The 19,056-nt window shown below is 64.3% G+C and carries 19 protein-coding genes; 10 read left to right on the top strand and 9 right to left on the bottom strand.

Features of this window, described 5'->3' with window-relative positions; genetic code table 11:
• Window positions 1–23 precede the first annotated feature (23 nt).
• Window positions 24–1,043: a DNA polymerase III subunit delta gene (locus FJ311_07970; protein MBM3951375.1), complete on the top strand. Its 1,020-nt coding sequence runs from the start codon at window positions 24–26 to the stop codon at window positions 1,041–1,043.
• An 8-nt stretch (window positions 1,044–1,051) separates the two neighbouring features.
• Here FJ311_07970 and FJ311_07965 read toward each other — a convergent pair whose 3' ends face one another.
• The 8 genes from FJ311_07965 to FJ311_07930 all read right to left on the bottom strand — a co-directional run bounded on the left by FJ311_07965 (window position 1,052) and on the right by FJ311_07930 (window position 9,317).
• Window positions 1,052–2,740 (bottom strand): glycosyltransferase family 4 protein, encoded by a 1,689-nt coding sequence (locus FJ311_07965; GenBank protein ID MBM3951374.1) that lies wholly within the window; start codon window positions 2,738–2,740, stop codon window positions 1,052–1,054.
• A 26-nt stretch (window positions 2,741–2,766) separates the two neighbouring features.
• Entirely contained in the window at window positions 2,767–3,762 is a 996-nt protein-coding gene (locus tag FJ311_07960) for a ParB/RepB/Spo0J family partition protein (GenBank protein MBM3951373.1), read from the bottom strand.
• A 7-nt stretch (window positions 3,763–3,769) separates the two neighbouring features.
• Window positions 3,770–4,600: a ParA family protein gene (locus FJ311_07955; protein MBM3951372.1), complete on the bottom strand. Its 831-nt coding sequence runs from the start codon at window positions 4,598–4,600 to the stop codon at window positions 3,770–3,772.
• On the bottom strand, window positions 4,597–5,205 hold the full coding sequence (rsmG, locus tag FJ311_07950; protein MBM3951371.1) for a 16S rRNA (guanine(527)-N(7))-methyltransferase RsmG: 609 nt from the start codon (window positions 5,203–5,205) through the stop codon (window positions 4,597–4,599). The genes FJ311_07955 and rsmG overlap by 4 nt, the downstream gene beginning before the upstream one ends.
• Window positions 5,206–5,259: 54 nt before the next feature.
• The gene (gene mnmG, locus FJ311_07945) at window positions 5,260–7,158 is read right to left on the bottom strand and encodes a tRNA uridine-5-carboxymethylaminomethyl(34) synthesis enzyme MnmG (protein ID MBM3951370.1); all 1,899 of its coding nucleotides are present in this window, start codon (window positions 7,156–7,158) and stop codon (window positions 5,260–5,262) included.
• Window positions 7,159–7,301: 143 nt separating this feature from the next.
• Window positions 7,302–8,657, bottom strand: a complete 1,356-nt coding sequence (mnmE, locus tag FJ311_07940) for a tRNA uridine-5-carboxymethylaminomethyl(34) synthesis GTPase MnmE (GenBank protein MBM3951369.1) — start codon at window positions 8,655–8,657, stop codon at window positions 7,302–7,304.
• A 59-nt stretch (window positions 8,658–8,716) separates the two neighbouring features.
• Complete coding sequence (locus FJ311_07935) at window positions 8,717–9,037, bottom strand: (2Fe-2S) ferredoxin domain-containing protein (GenBank protein MBM3951368.1); 321 nt, start codon at window positions 9,035–9,037, stop codon at window positions 8,717–8,719.
• Window positions 9,038–9,062: 25 nt separating this feature from the next.
• Window positions 9,063–9,317: a hypothetical protein gene (locus FJ311_07930; GenBank protein ID MBM3951367.1), complete on the bottom strand. Its 255-nt coding sequence runs from the start codon at window positions 9,315–9,317 to the stop codon at window positions 9,063–9,065.
• Between the two features lie 94 nt (window positions 9,318–9,411).
• Between FJ311_07930 and FJ311_07925 the strand changes: the two genes are divergently transcribed.
• Window positions 9,412–11,493: a thioredoxin domain-containing protein gene (locus tag FJ311_07925; GenBank protein MBM3951366.1), complete on the top strand. Its 2,082-nt coding sequence runs from the start codon at window positions 9,412–9,414 to the stop codon at window positions 11,491–11,493.
• Between the two features lie 16 nt (window positions 11,494–11,509).
• Here the strand turns inward: FJ311_07925 and FJ311_07920 are convergent, their stop codons facing one another.
• Window positions 11,510–11,947 (bottom strand): universal stress protein, encoded by a 438-nt coding sequence (locus FJ311_07920; protein MBM3951365.1) that lies wholly within the window; start codon window positions 11,945–11,947, stop codon window positions 11,510–11,512.
• Between the two features lie 145 nt (window positions 11,948–12,092).
• Here FJ311_07920 and FJ311_07915 point away from each other — a divergent pair, with 145 nt between their 5' ends.
• The 8 genes from FJ311_07915 (at window position 12,093) to FJ311_07880 (ending at window position 18,646) form a co-directional block, all read left to right on the top strand.
• Window positions 12,093–13,370 carry a hypothetical protein gene (locus FJ311_07915; GenBank protein ID MBM3951364.1) on the top strand — a complete coding sequence of 426 codons (1,278 nt, stop codon included), beginning with the start codon at window positions 12,093–12,095 and terminating at the stop codon, window positions 13,368–13,370.
• 169 nt (window positions 13,371–13,539) lie between these two features.
• On the top strand, window positions 13,540–13,962 hold the full coding sequence (locus tag FJ311_07910) for a methylated-DNA--[protein]-cysteine S-methyltransferase (GenBank protein MBM3951363.1): 423 nt from the start codon (window positions 13,540–13,542) through the stop codon (window positions 13,960–13,962).
• Between the two features lie 42 nt (window positions 13,963–14,004).
• Window positions 14,005–14,979, top strand: coding sequence for a quinone oxidoreductase (locus tag FJ311_07905; protein ID MBM3951362.1), 975 nt, complete (start codon window positions 14,005–14,007; stop codon window positions 14,977–14,979).
• Between the two features lie 47 nt (window positions 14,980–15,026).
• Window positions 15,027–15,368, top strand: coding sequence for a hypothetical protein (locus tag FJ311_07900; GenBank protein ID MBM3951361.1), 342 nt, complete (start codon window positions 15,027–15,029; stop codon window positions 15,366–15,368).
• A 68-nt stretch (window positions 15,369–15,436) separates the two neighbouring features.
• Window positions 15,437–16,045, top strand: a complete 609-nt coding sequence (locus tag FJ311_07895; GenBank protein ID MBM3951360.1) for a hypothetical protein — start codon at window positions 15,437–15,439, stop codon at window positions 16,043–16,045.
• A 10-nt stretch (window positions 16,046–16,055) separates the two neighbouring features.
• Window positions 16,056–17,711: a hypothetical protein gene (locus tag FJ311_07890; GenBank protein MBM3951359.1), complete on the top strand. Its 1,656-nt coding sequence runs from the start codon at window positions 16,056–16,058 to the stop codon at window positions 17,709–17,711.
• 13 nt (window positions 17,712–17,724) lie between these two features.
• Window positions 17,725–17,910: a hypothetical protein gene (locus tag FJ311_07885; GenBank protein MBM3951358.1), complete on the top strand. Its 186-nt coding sequence runs from the start codon at window positions 17,725–17,727 to the stop codon at window positions 17,908–17,910.
• A gap of 451 nt (window positions 17,911–18,361) precedes the next feature.
• Complete coding sequence (locus FJ311_07880) at window positions 18,362–18,646, top strand: hypothetical protein (protein MBM3951357.1); 285 nt, start codon at window positions 18,362–18,364, stop codon at window positions 18,644–18,646.
• Window positions 18,647–19,056 lie beyond the last annotated feature (410 nt).

Here is a 19,056-nt window from a genome sequence, read left to right as displayed (position 1 = left end):
GATCCGGTGGACTTGACCGGCCCATGTACCTAACCGGATCATCCGCCGACACCTTCGTCCGCAAGCCGGGCGCGGCCGCCGCGGCGTTGGTGTTCGGTCCCGATCGCGGCCAGGTGCGCGAACGGATGGCGGCGATCGGGCGCGCGGTCGCGGGCGATACGTCGGATCCGTTCCGCGCGGTCGAACTTTCCGCGGCCCAACTCAAATCCGATCCGGCGCGCCTGTTCGACGAGGCCGCGGCCCTCGCCTTCGGCGGCGGACGGCGGCTGGTGGTGGTGCGCGACGCGGGCGACGCGAGCGCGGACCTGTTCGAGCGATTTCTCGCCGAAGCCAAAAGCGACGCCGCGTTCGTCCTGGTCGAGGGCGGGGATTTGCCGAAACGCTCCGCCTTGCGCGCGGCGTTCGAGGCGGCCAAGACCGCCGCCGCCATCGCCTGCTACCCGGACGACGCCCGGGCCGCGCGCGCCCTGATCGGCGGAATCTTGCGCGAGCACGGGCTTGCCGCCGACGCCGAGGTCCTCGACCTGCTGGTCGATCGGCTGGGGCCCGACCGCGACTTGATTCGGGGCGAACTCGCCAAGCTCGTGCTCTATTGCGAAGGAAAGACCGTGTCCGCCGACGACGTGCTGGCCGTGATCGGCGACGGGGCCGAAGCGTCCCTCGACGCGGTGGCTTTCGCGGCGTGCGATGGCGACACCTCGCAACTTGATCGCGCTTTTACCCGCGCGATCGGCGACGGCTTGCCTCCGGTCGCGATCTTGCGCGCGGCGCTCCGCCATGTCGGGCGGCTTCACCTCGCGCGCGCCCACATGGCCGAAGGCCAGAGCGCCAAGGACGCGATGACGCGCCTCAGGCCCCCGGTGTTCTTCAAGCTCGCCGATCGTTTTCGCCGCCAAATCGGAACATGGGACGAGGCGCGGCTCGCGGCCGCGCTCGATTCCCTGATCGCGGCCGAAACCGCGTGCAAGGCCACGGCGGCGCCCGACGAGGCGATCGCCTGGCGCGCGCTCGCCAATCTCTGCCGCTCGGCGCGGCGAAACTGAGCCTTCGTCTACGCCGGGGTTTCGATCTTCAGCGCGCCCATCTTCAGCAGCCAGGCGACCGCGCGGGACGTTTTCTCGGGCGAGGACGCGCCGACGGCGGCGTGCAGTTCGGCCACGTTCGCCGGAACCCGATCGAGGATGCGGGCGACCGTCTCGTCCGTCGGCAGGACGGATTTCGCGAAGTCGACCATGGCGAGCCGGCGTTGGATTCGCAGCGCGTCGGTTGTTACGGGGCCGCGCGCGACGCGCGTCTCCGGGGCAATTGTTCGACTCGCGTAACCCGCGAACGCGGTAAAGGGATCTGGGCGCGCGGGCGAATCCCCGCGCGCGACAAATGATGCGCCCCTATCGGGGCGCGCGGGCGGCGGTTGTCTTTCGGTGACGCCTTCTTTGGCGCGACGCGCCGCCAATTCGGCCCACAACGCGCGGTAGGACGCGAGAACCACCGACCAGTCGAACGTCGCCTTCGTGCGCGCGCGGGCCGCGGCACCCATTTCTTTTCGCAACTCGGGGTTTTCAATCAGCCGGATCAGCGCCGCTTGGGCCGCCTCTTCGTCCACCGCCACCAGCTGCGCGACGCAACCGATATATATGTCGTAGGTGTCGATATCGAGCGCGTGGCGCGCCGCCAAATCCGATCCCGCGCCCGGCGCGGGCATGAAGGTCGGCACGCGAAAACCGTCGACGCCGTCGCGCACGGTGTCGCGATAGCCGTTCCAATCGGTCACCACCGACGGCAATCCGGCGGCCATCGCCTCGATCGGCGTCAAGCCGAACGTTTCCTGAATGTTGTCGGAGAGCGAGCAGAAGATGTCCGCCGCCGCCCAGGCGCGTTTTCGGCTTTCGTCCTTGCGGCCGTCGAGCAGAACATGGCCGATGGACGGCGCGACGCGATTGCGGGCCTCCGTAAAAGCATCGGCGATAAATTGGTTGGCGTGCCAACCGCATTCGATCAAGACGATCCGGCCGTCGTTCGCGCCTCGACGCAGGGCGGCGCGTTCGAGGGCGCGGTACATGGCGAGCGGATGAACCTTGGCGTGAAACGAGAGCCGGCCCAGAAACAGCACGGCCACGTCCTTGGGTCCGAGGCCGAGGGCCGCGCGCGCGTCTTCCCGTTCGTCCGGCAAAAACGCGAATTCCCGGCAATCGACACCGAGCGGTATCACGGGCAATTCAGGTAATGCGATCTTCGTTGCACCCAGGTGCGTCCGTAGATGTTCGGCTTGGGCGTCCAGGACCGCGCGCGCGACGTCGCGCACCGCCGCCGACGTGCAGACCAGCGCGTCCCAGGGTTTCAGCGGCGCGGTAAGGAGGGCGGCGATTGAATCCATCGCCACCGCCGAGGAAACCGTGTGAGTCACCCCGCACAGGCTCCAGCCGCGCGCGCCGATCATCTGGCGCTGCCACGCCGCTTCGGCGAGCGCCGGTCCGGGAAAGAACAGGCATCCCGGCCGGGCGAGGTCGGCGATCGATTCCGGTCCCAGCGTCCGCACACGCGCGCCCGCGGGAACAGCGTGCAGATATTTTTGAAGCGCCTCGCGCGAAGCACGGTCGGCAACGTAGACCCAGCGGTCGCCGGTTGACGAGTCGCTCAGGTACGCCTTGAGAAAGCCGTGCCCCGCCACGTGGCGGCCCATCAGCTTGGGCCGCTCGGTGTTGTAGGCGTCGTCGGCGAAAAAGATCGCGGCGTTGGTCATGAATACCGCCGCGATCCGCGCGGAATTTAGCCGGTTCCGGTCGGCTTCACCGGACGAAGCGTGACCGCGATCCGCCCGGGCGGCTTGCCGGAAGAGGCGCCGGAGGACGATGCGCCTATGGGCCCCGGGCTGATGCCCGCTTTGGCGGCGGCGCCGCCCCGGCTCAGGCGCGCGATCACGTCGTCGAGTTGTTCGAGCATCGTGTAGTGGACGGTGAGCGTGCCGCCTTGGCTTCCCCGATGCCGGATTTCGACCTTGAGGCCGAGCTTGGCGGCAAGATCGCTCTCGAGCGCGCGGGTGTCGGCGTCCTTGATCGGCGCCTTGCGCGCGGCGGTTTTCCGCACGCCGGCCCCCGCCATCCGTTCGGCTTCGCGCACGCTCATGCCCCGGCTCGCGATCAGCCTCGCGAGTTGGACGGGATCGGACGCAGTCAGCAGCGCGCGCGCGTGCCCGGCGGTGAGTTCCCCGGATTGCAGCATGTCCTTGACCGGCTCGGGCAGGGCGAGAAGCCGCATCATGTTGGCCACGTGGCTGCGGCTTTTGCCCACGGTTTCGGCGAGCTTTTCCTGGGTGTGGGCGAATTCCTCCATCAGCCGCTTGTAGCCCTCGGCTTCCTCGAGCGGCGTCAGGTCCTGGCGCTGGAGGTTTTCGATCAGCGCGACCTCGAGGGCCTCCGCGTCGGTGAGGTCCTTGACCACCACCGGCACTTCATGGAGCCCGGCGAGTTGCGCCGCCCGCCAGCGTCGTTCGCCGGCGATGATTTCGTAGCTGTCGGGGGCGTCCCCCGTCTTGCGCGCGAGGATCGGCTGCAGGATGCCCTTGGCGCCGATGGATTTGGCGAGTTCCTGGATCGGCGCGTCGTCCATGCGCCGGCGCGGCTGGAATTTGCCCGGCTTCAGGTGTTCGATCGGCAGCGTCCGCACGCCGCGCGGCGGCGCGTGGACGACCACCGGCGTTTCGGCGTCCTCGCCCAGCAGCGCGGCGAGACCGCGACCCAGACCCTTGCGTTTCTCTTCGGCCATGGTGCCCTCACGCGCTCAGCCGTTCTTGGTGGATCACTTCGCTTGCGAGGTGCAGGTAGGCCCGCGACCCGGCGCAGGCCATGTCGTAGACGATCACCGGCCGGCCGTGCGACGGCGCTTCGGACACGCGCACGTTGCGCGGGATCACCGTCTTGTAGACCTTCTCGCCGAAGTGGCCGCGCACGTCGTTGGCGACCATGTCGGAGAGGTTGTTGCGCCGGTCGAACATGGTCAGCACGATGCCCTGGATTTCGAGCGCCGGATTGAAGGCCTTCTTCACCCGTTCGATGGTGCGAACCAGGCTGCTGACGCCCTCGAGGGCGAAGAACTCGCATTGCAGCGGGACCAGCACCGCGTCGGCCGCGACCAGGGCGTTGACGGTGAGAAGCCCGAGCGCCGGCGGGCAGTCGATGAACACGTAGTCGTAGCCCCGGGCGCCTTCCGCAATCGCTTCCTTCAGGCGGTATTCGCGGCGCTCCACGTCCACCAGTTCGAGTTCGGCGCCGGAGAGATCGATCCCCGACGGCACGATGCGGAGGTTCGGAATTTCGGTCGGGATGATGGCGTCCTTGAGCGGCGTTTCGTGAATGAGGGCGTGGTAGGCATTGACCGCGCGCTTGGCCTTCGGGATTCCGATCCCGGTCGAGGCATTGCCTTGCGGGTCGAGATCGACGATCAGGACTTTTTGGCGGATGGCGGCAAGCGCTGTCGCGAGGTTGATGGCGGTGGTGGTCTTGCCGACGCCGCCTTTCTGGTTGGCGAGCGCGATGATGCGCGCGGGCTTGGAGACCTGAGACGGGGCTGCCGCCGGATTTTGACCTTGGACCGGGTCGTTCATGGGTTTCTCGCTATATTTTCGAGCTTCAGGATCACCGCATCGGGATCCGTTACGCTTGCTATCTTCGCAACGAACATTTTCCAATGTTTTAACGCTTCCGTCAATTCGTCGTTAAATCGTTGACCTTTAAAGAAAAAACAGCATCCGCCCGGTTCCAAAATCGGTCTGGCGAGGGCGATAAGTTCGTTCAAGGGCGCTACCGCACGGGCGATTACGACGTCGAATTTCATATCCGTTACGGATTCGACTCGCCGATTGATTATGGTTACCTGCGCTTCCGTTACGCGCGCTGCTTCTGAAAGAAACACGCACTTGCGCGCATCGCTTTCAATCAGGTGAATGTGTTTGTTCGTAATGATCGCCAAAATCATTCCCGGAAAGCCGGCGCCGCTTCCGATATCGGCGATTTTTCCATCGAGCTTAGAGATGTGCGGTGCGATTTGCGCCGAATCCAACACATGCCGGCGCCAAACGTCCTTCAGGGTTTCCCGGCCGACGAGATTTATTTTTTTCTGCCATTTGCCGAGCAGTTCGACGAATTGCGCGAGGCGCCCAAGCTCTTTCGCCGGAATTCCCGTTGCGCGGGCGAATTCTTTCGCCGTCATGGGCGCCGTCTTTGCCCCGTGGTTTTCGCGCGATTGTTTCACGTGAAACGGGGCTCAGGCTGAAAGCTTGTCCGGCTTGCGTTTGACGTAGGCCAACAGGGTAGTCAGGGCGGACGGGGTCACCCCGGGGATGCGGGCCGCCTGGCCTAGGGTTTCGGGCTGTACCGCCGCTAGCTTCGCCCGCGCCTCGTTGGAAAGCCCAGGGATCGCGCGGTAGTCCAAGGATACCGGCAGGCGGATGGTTTCATCCCGGCGGAAAGCGCGGATATCCGCCTCCTGCCGGTCAAGGTATCCCGAATAGCGGGCGTCGGTTTCCACCTGTCCGGTGGTTTCCGGATCAATGCCGCCGATCTCCGGCCACAAGCGGGAAAGCACTATAAGATCTATTCCAGGATAGCGCAGCAATTCGCGGGCGGACCTTCTGGCGCCGTCCATATTCGCGTTTATACCCTTGGCTTTTAACTCGCTCGGGGTGGCGGTCATGGTATCCAGCAGTCTTCTCGCCTTTTCCAGCCTTTCGGCCTTGGCGCGGAAGGCACTGGCCCGATCTGGGCCGACCACACCAACTGCGATCCCCTTCGGGGTTAGCCTTTGGTCGGCGTTGTCCGCCCGCAGGGAAATGCGGTATTCCGCCCGAGAGGTGAACATCCGATACGGCTCCACCGTCCCCTGGGTGGTCAGGTCATCGATCATGACCCCGACGTAGCCGTCGGCCCGATCGAGGACAAAATTTGGCTCTTCCGTGCACGAATCCGACCCTCGGCGGCCCGCCGCCAGGGCGGCGTTTATCCCGGCTATGATCCCTTGTGCCGCAGCCTCTTCATACCCGGTGGTCCCGTTGATCTGGCCGGCCAGAAATAGCCCAGCGACTTTCTGCGTCTCCAAGGTCCGGCGAAGCTCCCGTGGGTCGACGAAGTCGTATTCTATGGCATAGCCCGGGCGGATTATGCGGGCTTCCTCAAGGCCTCGAATGGTCTTGAGAAAACCCCTTTGGACGTCCTCCGGGAGGGAAGTCGAAATCCCGTTCGGGTAGACCGTGTGGTCGTCAAGCCCTTCTGGCTCAATGAAAATTTGGTGTTTTTCCTTGTCAGCAAAGCGCACGATCTTGTCTTCGATGGACGGGCAGTAGCGGGGGCCGATGCTCCGTATCTGGCCCGAATACATTGGCGAAAGATCGATATTTTTCCGAATGATGGCGTGGGTTTCCGGACCTGTGGTGGTTATATGACAGGGGATCTGCGGAACGTCGATTTTCCGCGACATGAAGGAAAACGGCTCGGGCGGGTCGTCCCCATGCTGAACCTGGAGCGCCTCGAAGCGGATGGTCCGGCCGTCTATCCTGGGAGGCGTTCCGGTCTTGAGTCGCCCCAACGCGAATCCGAGCCTTTTCAAGGTATAGGCAAGCGCCACTTCACGCTTATCCCCGGCCCGACCGGCGGGGATCGTCCGTCGCCCGATATGGATCAGGCCGCGCAGAAACGTGCCAGTGGTGAGAACCACGACCCCGGCGCGGACCAGGCCGCCGCCGGCGACCCTGACGCCCGCGAGGCGCCCTTCCTCGAGGACCAGGTCTTCGGCCGGGCGCTCGACCACCGTCAGGTTTTCGGTTTTGCCGATAAGCTCCTGCATCGCTTTACGGTAGAGGGCCCTGTCCGCCTGGGCACGAGGCCCCCAGACCGCCGGTCCCTTGCTGCGGTTCAACATCCGGAATTGAATTCCGGCCCGGTCGATGGCCCGGCCCATGAGGCCGTCGAGGGCGTCAACCTCGCGCACCAGCTGGCCCTTGGCCAGACCGCCGATCGCCGGGTTGCAGGACATCTCCCCGATCCGGTCGGCGCGGTGGGTGACGAGCGCCGTGCGCGCGCCGAGCCGCGCAGCGGCCGCGGCCGCCTCGCAGCCGGCGTGGCCGCCGCCGATCACCACCACGTCGAAAGTCATCGCCGTTTCCGACATGGCCGGCAATCTATGGGCGCGGAGAATCCGAGTCAAACCGGCGAAAAATTTTTTGGTTTATGAAACGTAAAAATTCGCTGTTTCACGTGAAACAGATTCCGTTTTGTTCTCCTGCGGTTGGAAGATGCAGATCAGAAATCGAATCACTTGCCGATACAGAAATCGCGAAAGATCGAATCGAGTATTTTTTCCACGTCGATGTGTCCGGTGATCGCGCCGAGCGCGCGCGCGGCGAGCCGGAGATCCTCGGCGATCAGTTCGGGGCTTTCGGCTTTGAGGGCGCGGGCGAGGTTCCCCGCGCACGCCTCCAACAACTCCCGATGGCGAGCGCGGGTAAGCGCTGGGCCGTGATCTTCGGCGCTTCCGAAAACGGTTTCGATTCGGCTCCGAATCGCTTGAACAAGCTCGTCTAATCCCGCCCCGGTTTTCGCCGACACCGGCAGGCCGGAAATGCGCGGGTTTCGGCCTGGGTTCAAGTCATATTTATTAGTAATTACAATTAGTTGTGACGACTCTTTTGATGTGGATTCCAGAATCGTCTCGATCTCGTCGGTGGTTTCGGGATCGCAGACGAGGATCGCGATATCGGCCGAGCGCGCTTCGGCAAGCGCGCGGCGCACGCCTTCGCGCTCGATCAGCTCCACCGACTCGCGCACGCCGGCGGTGTCCGCGAGCACAACCTTGAAGCCCGCGATGTCGAGCGGCACTTCGATCACGTCGCGGGTGGTGCCGGGAATGTCGGAGACGATCGCCGCTTCGCGCCGCGCGAGCGCGTTGAGCAGCGTCGATTTGCCGACGTTGGGCGGGCCGACGATGGCGACGCGAATGCCTTCGCGCACCCGCTCGCCGCGATGCGAATCCGCAAGGTGCGTTCGGATCGATTCGAGCAGCGATTCGATTTCCGCGCGCGCCCGGCCCACGAGGCCCGTGGGCAAATCCTGGTCGGAAAAGTCGATCTCGGATTCCATCAGCGCCGACGCGCGCACGATCGCGTCCCGCCAGCTTCCGTAGAGCGCGCCGAGCGCCCCTTCCATCTGGCGAAAAGCCTGCCGGCGCTGGGTTTCCGTCTCGGCCGCGACCAGGTCGGCAAGCCCTTCGGCGGCGGTCAGATCGAGCTTGCCGTTTTGGAACGCGCGGCGGGTGAATTCGCCGGGTTCGGCCATGCGCAAATTCAGTCCGGAACCGAGCGCGGCGAACGCGCGGAGAATCGCGGCAACGCTCGCGCGTCCGCCGTGCGCGTGCACCTCGGCCATGTCCTCGCCGGTGAAGCTCGCCGGTTGCGGCAACCAGAGAACCAATCCGCGATCGAGAGTTTCGCCCGTGGCCGGATCGCGAAGAGCGCGCACCATGGCCCGGCGCGGCGCCGGCAAGGCGCCGATTAGCTTGACCAACGCCGCGCCCGCGGCAGGTCCGGACAGGCGAAACACCGCGATTCCCGCCCGCCCCGGACCGGAGGAAAGGGCATAAATTGTCGCGTCAGAGTTTGCGTTAATTCCCATAACTATATAAAATTAAATATATATTATCATAATAAGATATGTATATTAGTTTAATAATACTACTTCGTCTCTTCCGGCATCAAAAGCCGCGCGACGGGCCGGCCGTCGCGCAAATGGGCGGCGAGGATTTCATCCGCGTCCGCTTCGCTGCGCACCGTGTACCAAGTGCCTTCGGGATAGATCACCACCGACGGTCCGTGCTCGCAGCGATCGAGGCAGCCAGCCGTATTGATCCGCACGCCCTTGAGCCCCAGCGCCTTCGCCCGCGCCTTCATGTAATTGCGAAGTTGGGTCGCGCCCTTGTCGGCGCAGCTTCCGCGCGCATCCCCCGCCGGGCGCTGGTTGGTGCAGCAGAAAACGTGGCAGCGAAAATGGGGCACGGCGCGCCGGCTTTCGCAATCGCGACTATTTGCTCTCGCGGCCGGCGCTCATCGCCTTCGACATCTGCTCGAAGAACGAACGCTGAATTTTTTCGATCCCCTGAAGCCCCATGGGCATCCAGGTTTTCATCAAGGTTTCCATGTCCATCGCCGCCATGTTGGCTTTCATGCGCTTGGTCGCTTCGGCGACGAGTTCCTCCTGGGCCGCGGTCACATCGGGCAAGCCGAAAAAGGTCCGCGCTTCCTCGGGAGTACAATCAATATCGATGTGGACTTTCATGGCTGTCCCCATTCCCAAAAAACGGTTTTGCGGCGGTTGCAACCGGCCGCCGCAAGGCCAAAAGTAGGGGAGCAATCCAACTTAGGCAACGAGCATGAGCAAGAACGCCCTGGCGTCCGAAACCAGCCCTTATCTTCTCCAGCACAAGGACAACCCGGTCCATTGGCGGCCCTGGGGCGAGGCGGCCTTGGCCGAGGCCAGGGCCGCGAATAAGCCGATCCTGCTGTCGGTCGGCTACGCCGCCTGCCATTGGTGCCACGTGATGGCGCACGAAAGCTTCGAAAACGACGCCATCGCCGACTTGATGAATGCGCATTTCGTCAACATCAAGGTCGACCGCGAGGAACGCCCCGACCTGGACACGGTCTACCAGGCCGCGTTGCACGCCATGGGCGAGCACGGCGGCTGGCCGCTGACCATGTTTCTCACGCCCGCGGGCGAACCGTTCTGGGGCGGAACCTATTTCCCGCCCGAATCGCGCTGGGGCCGGCCCGGATTTCCCGACGTGCTGAAGGCGATGGCCCGCATCTGGCGCGAGGAACCCGACAAGATCGGCCACAATGCCGCCGCTCTCAAGGAGGCCTTGGGTGAACTGGCGCGGCCCGGCGGCGGAGGCGGGGGTGCGCTTTCCGTCGAGGCTCTCGACCGCGCCGCCTCGCTCGCGCTCCGCCTGGTGGACATGGAACGAGGCGGAACCAGCGGCGCGCCCAAGTTTCCGCAGGCGCCTTTATTTCGTTTCCTGTGGCGCGCGCATTTGCGCGCCGGTTACGCGCCGCTCAAGCACGCGGTGCGCACGACCCTCGACCAGATTTGCCAGGGCGGCATCTACGATCACCTGGGCGGCGGGATCGCGCGCTATTCGACCGACGAAATGTGGCTGGCGCCGCATTTCGAGAAGATGCTCTACGACAACGCCATGTTCGTCGAGCTGCTGGCGGAAGCTTGGTCGGAAACGAAAAGCCCGCTCTATGCCGCCCGCGCGCGGGAAACCGTCGCCTGGCTGCTCGCCGACATGAAAACCGGGGAAAAAGACGGCGCCTTCGGCCTGGCCTCCGCCTTCGACGCCGACAGCGAAGGAGAAGAGGGAAAATTCTACGTCTGGTCCGAAGCCGAGGTCGATTCCGTCCTCGGGCCCGATTCCGCGTTCTTCAAGGGCGTCTACGACGTGAGCCGGGACGGCAACTGGGAAGGCCATAACATCCTCCGGCGCGATCCGAAGGCCGAGTTTCTTTCCGATGCGGACGAAAAACGCCTCGCCGACGCGCGCGCGCGATTGCTCGCGGTGCGCAACAGGCGAACTCCGCCCGGATGCGACGACAAGGTGCTGGCCGATTGGAACGGGCTCGCCGTCGCCGCCCTGGCGAGCGCCGGCGCGATCTTCGGCGAGGATTCGTGGATCGCGGCGGCGAAAAGCATATTCGCCTTCGTCGCCACGGAACTCGCCGGGCCGGACGGGCGCCCCGATAGGGGCGCAGTATTTGATATCGCGCGCGGGGATTCGCCCGCGCGCCCCCGCCATTCGTGGCGCGAGGGCAGCGCCCGTCATCCCGCCACCCTCGACGATCTCGCGCAGATGGCGCGCGGCGCGCTCGCACTTCACGAAGCGACGGGGGAAATGGGCTATCGCGACGCGGCGGAACGATACGTCGCGCTCGCCGACGCGCGTTATTGGGACGCGGGCGAGGGCGGTTATTTCCTGTCGGCGGACGATGTCGTCGACGTCATCCAGCGCTCGAAGCCGCTGTTCGACAATGCCACGCCCTCGGGCAACGGAGCGATGGCCGAGGCCCTGGCGCGCCTTTATCACCTGACCGGCAAGGATGCTTACCGCGCACGCGCGGAAGAGCTGTTCCGCGCGCTCGCGCCGAAGCGGGTCGAGATGTTGATCAACGCGCCGGGGCTCGCTTGCGCGTTCGAGTATCTCGAACGTCCGACGCAGATCGTGATCGCGGGCGAGGGGAAGGGGGCCGACGCACTGCTGCGCGCGGCGTTCGCGCTGCCGGTTTCGGCGAAAATCGTCCAGCGCGTTACCGACGGGCGCGCGTTGGCCCCTTCGCACCCAGCCCACGGCAAGGGCCCGGTGGAGGGTCAAGCGGCGGCCTACGTCTGCGTCGGAAAAGCCTGCGGGTTGCCGGTCACCGATCCGGGCGCCTTAAGCCAAGTTCTTGTCCGCTAAATCCCGGCCGGCGCCGTCAGCGGTGGACCAGGACCGGGATCTTGGTGTGCGCCAGGACCTTGTTGGTTTCGCTGCCGAGAACGAAGGCCTTCATGCCGCTGCGTCCGTGCGACGCCATGACGATGAGATCGCAGCCCTTGCCGCGCGCGGTTCGGATGATCGCCTCCCAGGCGTCGGGTTGACGGGCGTGCACGGTCGTGCAGCGCACGCGTTCCTTGTCCGCGAGGCGCTTGATGGTCGCAAGCGCCTTGCCGGCGGTCGCTTTCGTTTCCCGCTCGTAATCGTCGACCGACATCATTCGCGCGCCGGCGCCCGCGTAAATATCGTGCCAGACGGGCGTATTGGTCATGCCGATCACGCGCGCTTTGAGCGCCTTCGCGAGCTTGATGCCGTTCCGAACCGCCCTGTTCGACAATTCGGAGCCGTCCGTCGGAAGTAGGATGTTTTTGTACATAGGACTTTTCCTGAGCGAGACCTGAAATCGCAAATACACCCTACGTCCATAAGAGCTATCGGGCCTTGATTCGGATCAAATCACCGGCCTGAAAACGACGGACGCGGGTAGCTATTCCGCCCGGTTGCGGGTTAGATTTGTCCCCATGCCTTCGTTCGCGTCGTCATCACCGGTCGAAATCGCCGCCGCGATTCTGTTCGCGCTCGCCGTCCTGCACACCTTCTCGACCAAGTATTTCGAGCATCTCGCCCACGTCAACCGCGCCCATGCCGGGCTCTGGCATTTGCTCGGCGAGGTCGAGGCCGTTTTCGGTTTCTGGGCGATGGTGTTGCTGGTGTTCATGGCGATTCACGTGTCGCCCGCCCGCGCGGTCGAATATTTGAACGGCCTCAATTTCACCGAGCCGGCTTTCGTTTTCGTCGTCATGGTGATCGCCGCCAGCCGCCCGGTTCTTGCGTTTTCCGGCGCGGTGTTGCGTTTCGTCGCGCGGCTGTTGCCGCTGTCGCGGGTAACGGCGTTTTATTTCGTCGCCCTGTCGATCGGCCCGTTGCTCGGCTCCTTCATCACCGAGCCGGCGGCGATGACCCTGACGGCGTTTTTGCTGCGCGACCGCTATTTCGCCAAGGACGCGCCGTCGCCATTCAAGTACGCGACCCTGGGCGTTTTGTTCGTCAACATCTCCATCGGCGGGGTGCTGACGCCCTATGCCGCGCCCCCGGTCCTGATGGTCGCCGGAACCTGGGGCTGGGATTTCGCGTTCATGTTGCAAAATTTCGGCTGGAAGGCGGTCATTGCCGTGTTCGTTAACGCCGCCGCGGCGAGCTACCTGTTGCGCGGCGCGCTGCGTCGCTTGCCGGGGAACGACGAAGGGTCGTCGACCGACCGTATCCCGGCGACGGTCGTCGCCATTCATCTCGTGTTTCTCGCGTGCGTGGTCGTCGCCGCCCATCATCCGGTGGTGTTTGTCGCCACATTCCTGTTCTTCCTCGGCTTCACCCAGGCTTATCCGCGCTTTCAAAGCCCGCTGATCCTGCGCGAAGGATTGATGGTCGGGTTCTTCCTCGCCGGGCTGGTGACTCTCGGCGGACAGCAACGCTGGTGGCTGCAACCGCTGCTCGTGGACATGCCGCCGGATGTTTTGTTTTTCGGCGCGTTGTCGCTGACCGCGATCACCGACAACGCCGCGCTGACCTATCTCGGCTCGCTGGTCGAAGGGGTCGACGACGCCTTCAAATACGCCCTCGTCGCCGGCGCGGTCGCCGGCGGCGGCTTGACCGTCATCGCCAACGCGCCCAATCCGGCCGGGTTCGCCATCCTCAAGGGCAACTTCGACGAAGAGGCGATCAGCCCGCTCGGCCTGCTCGTCGCCGCGCTGCCGCCGACCCTGGTTTCGATCGTGGCCTTCTGGTTCTTGCCCGGATAAATTTCCGGACATGGGTTATCTCGTCGTGTCCTCGCCCGTTGGCGACCTGACGATCTTCGAGGAGAAGGGCGCCATCGTCGCGCTGGAGTTCGGGCGCGCGGGCGAATCCCCGCGCGCATCACATAATGCGCCCCTACCGGGGCGCGCGGGCGAATCGTCATGCGAAGGCATGCCTATCGGCATGACGCGCGCGTCACATAATGCGCCCCTACCGGGGCGCGCTGGTAAGCCGGATATCAAGCCTTCGGTCTTGCTCGAGCGCGCGGCGCGGCAACTGCAGGAATATTTCGACGGAAGGCGCAAAAAATTCGATCTGCGGTTCAGGCCCGCCGGCACGCCTTTTCAGCGGAAGGTCTGGGCGCGGCTTGCCGCTATTCCGTACGGCAAGGTCGAAACGTACGGCGCGATCGCCAAAAAATTGGGCTCCGCGCCCCGCGCCGTCGGCGGTGCCTGCGGGGCCAACCCGATCCCGATTTTGATCCCGTGCCACCGGGTGTTGGGCGCCAATGGCGGTCTCGGCGGCTATTCCGGCGCGGGCGGCGTGGCGACCAAGCGTTTCCTGCTTGCCCAGGAAGGTTTGCCAGCGCAATGATCCCGTCAACCGCGTAAACGAACCTCCAGGGAGAAAACGTCCATGACCAAAGCCATCCGCTTCCACCAGACCGGCGGACCCGAAGTCCTGAAGTGGGAGGACGTCGAGGTGGGCGAACCCGGCCCCGGCCAAATCCGCATCCGCCACACGGCGATCGGCCTCAACTACCTCGACACCTATCACCGGAGCGGCGTCTACCCGCTGCCGCTGCCGTCCGGCGTCGGTTCGGAAGGGGCGGGCGTGGTCACCGCCGTCGGCAAGGGCGTGAAGGAATTCAAGAAGGGCGATCGCGTCGCCTACGCGAGCCCGCCGGTCGGATCGTATGCGGAAGAGCGCCTGATGCCCGCCGATCGGGTGGTGAAAATCCCCGCCGGCATTTCGGACCGCACCGCGGCGGCGATGATGCTGAAGGGCATGACCGCGCGTTACCTGATCAAACAGACCTACCCCGCCAAGAAAGGCAAAACCGTGCTGGTGCACGCCGCCGCCGGGGGCGTCGGCTTGATTCTCTGCCAATGGCTGAAGGCGCTCGGGGTTAAGACCATCGGCACCGTAGGCACCAAGGAAAAGGCCGCGCTCGCCAAGAAGCACGGCTGCACCTGGCCGGTCGTCTACACCGAGGAGGATTTCCTCGAGGCGGTGAAGAAGATCACCAAGGGCAAGGGCGTGCCGGCGGTCTACGACGGCGTCGGCAAGGCGGTGTTCATGAAATCCCTCGATTGCCTCTCGCCGCGCGGCGTGATGGCCACTTTCGGCAACGCCTCCGGCGTGGTCGATCCGGTGCCGGTCGGCATTCTCGCCGCCAAGGGTTCGCTCTACCTCACCCGGCCGACTCTTTTCACCCACGTCGCGACCCGCAAGGATCTGCTCGCGACGGCGAACGATCTGTTCAAGGTCGTCAAATCGGGCAAGGTGAAAATCCGCATCGACCAGGAATACGCGCTGAAGGACGCGGCGCGCGCGCACGCCGATCTCGAATCGCGCAAGACCACCGGGTCGACGATCTTAATTCCCTAGGGCGGCGCTGGGTTGACACGATGGGCCGCGTGCCGGATGCTTCGTGCATGACGCGCGTGGGCCGCATTTTTTTGGCGCTGGCGCTCCTGCTGGCGCCCATTCTTCATCCGGCGGCGATGGCCGCCCCGGAATTGGCGGTCGGTTCCGCTCACCATTGTTCCGCCAACGCCGGCGAGGATGCGGACCGGAGCGACGACCCCGTTTCGCCGCATCATGGAATCGGCGCCCACGTTTCGTGCGCCGTTTCGGGCGCGTGCGACCTGCAAACGGTTGTGGCGGGCACCAAGGTTGCGGATCGGTCCGCGTCCATCCATTCCGCGGCGGGCATGACCCTGTTGGTCGGGCTCGACATCCCGCCCGATCCCTGGCCGCCGCGCGCACCCTTCTAGCTCGTCCGATAGTGTTTCGTCGCGGCATCCTTGCCGCGAACGACGGTCACGCTTGAAGGAGTGTCGACATGAGCGCGAAATCCCATTTCACTACCCGGCGCGGATTCATCGCCGCGTGCGGGTTCGGCATCGTCGGGTTGTACGGCGTGTGGGCCGGATACGGCGCCGCGCCGTTGCCGTCGTTCGGGCGCGGCGACCATGGGGGGCATGGCGGCGACGCCCACGGCGATGCCATCACGCCCGCCGACGGTCATGGCGGCGGGCACGGCGCGACGAGCCGGCTCACGCCCGACGAATTCCGCCGCCTGGCGGAAGATTTCGCCGCCCGCCACGGGCAAACCGCGAACGAACCTGCCGCTCACGCCCATCACGGCGCAACGCACCAGGCCTCCGACGAAGCCGAAGACATTTACCTGATGGCCTACCAGTGGGGTTTCACGCCGGATACGCTCCGGCTCGAAGCGAACCGGTCTTATCGCCTGCGCATGATGGCGGTCGACGTGTCCCACGGCGCGGCCATCCGGCTCGGGCCCGGCAGCCGGATCGTGCGCCTGCGCGCCAACACTCTCGTCGAGCAGGCGACGACTTTCACCCGGCCCGGCGATTACCTCGTCTATTGCACGGTCTATTGCGGCCCGGGTCACGCCCGCATGCAAAGCCGGCTGATCGTGGTCTGAGGAGAACGCCATGACCGATCCCTTCGTCCGTCGCCTCGCCGCGTTGCCTTCCGCCGACAAGGCGCTTCTCTCGGTTTTCGCGGCTGTCGCGCTGCTCGCGCTGCTGCTCGGTCTTGCGTTCGGCCTGGCGACCGGCCTCGCGCGCGGCGGCTTTTTCCCCGGCCTCGACGACGAGGCCGGTTATCGCTTGATGACCCTGCATGGGGTGGACGCGTTTTTTTACTGGCTGTCGTTCGCCCAAATCTTCCTTCTGCTCGCCTTGACCGCCGGATATGTCGACGGCGAAAGCCGCATCGCCGCGCGCCCCGCCGCCTGGCTCGGTGCCGGGGCGGCGATTCTGGGGTTCGTCTTGAGCGAGGTTGGCGCGGGCTTCGGCCCGCCCCTGCTTTACGACGCGCCGCCCGAGCTCGCCATGGACCCATCGCCCGCCGTCGCCGCCGTGCATGCCGGCTATCTGCTGCTCGCCGCCGGATTGTTCCTCGCCGCCTGGGCCGCCATCGCGACCGCGCTGCGTTCCAAGCGCGAAGGCGGCGGCGAATGGCCGACGGTCGCGTTTGCTGCCGTCGCCTGGGCGGGGCTTTTGATGGTCAGTGCCGTCGCCGCGTTCAACGCGTTTCTGCCCGCCCTGCTTTGGAGCCTGGGATTGGCGGGGCCGCCCGCCGACTATTCGACCGGATGGCACCTCTTGTTCCACAACATGCACTATCTGCCGCTGCTCGCGACGGTGGTGGTGTGGTATGCCCTGGTGCGGCATCTCACCGGCGTCGGGTCCGCGTTCGGGGCGACATTTTCCAAGGTCGCGTTCGCCGCCTATCTGATTTTCGTCCCGCCGACCTCGCTCTACCACATGTTCCTCGAGCCCGACCTGCCGGGTGCGGTGCGGACGGCGGGCTCGCTGCTGTCGCTGTTTATCGGCGTGCCGACCGTGCTGGTGTTCCTGGTGCTGGTTTCCTCGCTCGAATTGAATGCCCGTCAGGCAGGGGCTCGCGGACTGTTCGGCTGGATCGGCCGGTTGCCCTGGCGCCATCCGGCGATGGCGGCGATCGGCGCCGCGGTGGTGAACCTCGCCCTCGGCGGCGCCTTTTCCTTCGTGCTGATCCAGGAAAAGCTGGCGCCGCTCTTGAGCGATACCTTCATGATTCCCGGTTATTTCCATTTCCTGACCCTCGGTACCGTGACGCTCACGTTTCTCGCCGGTTTCGTCGTCGCGTTGCCGGCGCTGACCGGAAGGGAACTGTCCGCGCCCGCTTGGTTGGCGCGGCTTCCGTGGCTCGCCACCTTCGGTCTTGCGATCTTCGGCGCGGCCGGCATCGCCGCCGGCTATCTGGGCGTGCCCCGGCGCACTTTATCGGTTGCCTACGACGGGCTCGCGCCGCCCGTGTGGTCGGCGCTGATGGCGGGCGTCGGCACCGGCGCCGCGATCATGGGCGCGGCGATGATCGCCTACGTCGCCATCGTCGCGGCGTCATTGTTGCGACGTGCCCGTGCGGGCGCGGACGTGCCGGTCGTCGATTGGGGAGGTGGCGAAGCGATCGCGGCGGAGCGCGCCTGGGTCGGGCCGCTGGCGGTACTGGTCCTGCTCGCGGCCATGTACGCGTTCACCGCGCTCGCTTTCAACCTGCTGCGGGCGCTTCCGGTCGTCGCCATCGGCGGCGGCGGACATTGACGGAGAAAATGTCATGACCCTCGACGTTTGGCTGATCGGCCTTGTCGCCCTGGTTTGGGCGGTGATGGCGGTGCTTTACGCCACGGTGCCGATGCTCGCGCACATGCCGGGCAGCGCGATGCTGTGGGGATCGGGCGCCGGTATCTTCGCGCTGCTCGCGGGCGCGGTGTGGCGCGCGGAGCGATTCCGACGAGATTGATCCGATCCAACGAAAACACTGCCCCCGAATGAGGGTGGCGTAATCGAGTGGGTTTCTTATTTCCCAGTTGGCACGATTCTGACTATGTCACTACGTGCCCCAATGCGCTCCTTTCGAGCTTTTTCAAAACGCCTCCGCAATTCTGGTTCAGCACTTAAGCGCGCATCAATGTGGGCCTTAATGGCCTCCCGAATAATTTCTCGTTCTGGCGCATGATAATTAGCAGCGCAAAAATCGGCCAAGTCGCTAGCCCATGGTTCGCCAAGTCCAAATCTTGCTCCTTTTGAGGGTTTTGGCATTCGTTCTGCATTCCCAGTTTAAAGGTACGTTAACGTACCATAACGTACTTTTTGATTGACGAACGATTCGATAATAGTTAATTTTGTAATCTCAACAAGGGGACAAAACAAAATCCCCAATCCACCCATCCGTTTCACAGGATAGTCGCCCCATGTCGAAAACAACTCCTGGAGAGAAAGTTCTTGTTCCAACCGAAGTGAAGGCTGGCGCCTTTCCAGGGGAAATGTTGGTGACGGTGATAACCGACGGAGGGCCCATTTCTGGGTTTGCGAGAGAAAATTTTGTCGTAAAGAAGGACAACAACCAATATCTAATGGCTGAAGTGAAAAAAATTACCGATGAAAAACTCACGGTTAAATTATTTGGGTCGTTTTTCACGACCACGGGGGTAGCCGATTTACCCCGGTCTACCCATTTTCTCAAGGCGACTGGATGATACTCTCGCAAAAAGACCTTCGAAAAGTAGTAAAAGCCAAAAAAGTTCTCTTCTCACCCGAGCTTGAAGAGAGTCAATGGGGGGAAGCTTCCATCGACTTGCGTCTCGGAAAACAGTTCACTCGGTACAGAACCGACATCCGGGGGATAACCCTTTCAGTAGCAGAAGGGCTTGGTTCTCTCGGCGAGCTTAATCTGTGGAACACGGAAGAAAGGGAAAATTTTGAATTAGGGTCTGTACTCAATTAGGGGATTCTCAACGCTACGAAGATGTGATTCAAGCCTCCGAGGAGAACGGAGGCTGGGATGGCGCATCTTTACTGGCTGAACGACAAGGAATGGGCGCGGATCAGGCGGTATTTGCCGAAGGGGCGGCGCGGCGCGCGCCGGGTTGACGACCGTCGGGTCGTC

It is taken from the genome of Rhodospirillales bacterium (assembly GCA_016872535.1).
In the GTDB taxonomy this organism is placed as follows: Bacteria; Pseudomonadota; Alphaproteobacteria; order Rhodospirillales; family 2-12-FULL-67-15; genus 2-12-FULL-67-15.
Note: the sequence above shows the minus strand (reverse complement) of the source record. Positions and strands in the feature narration are given on the sequence as shown.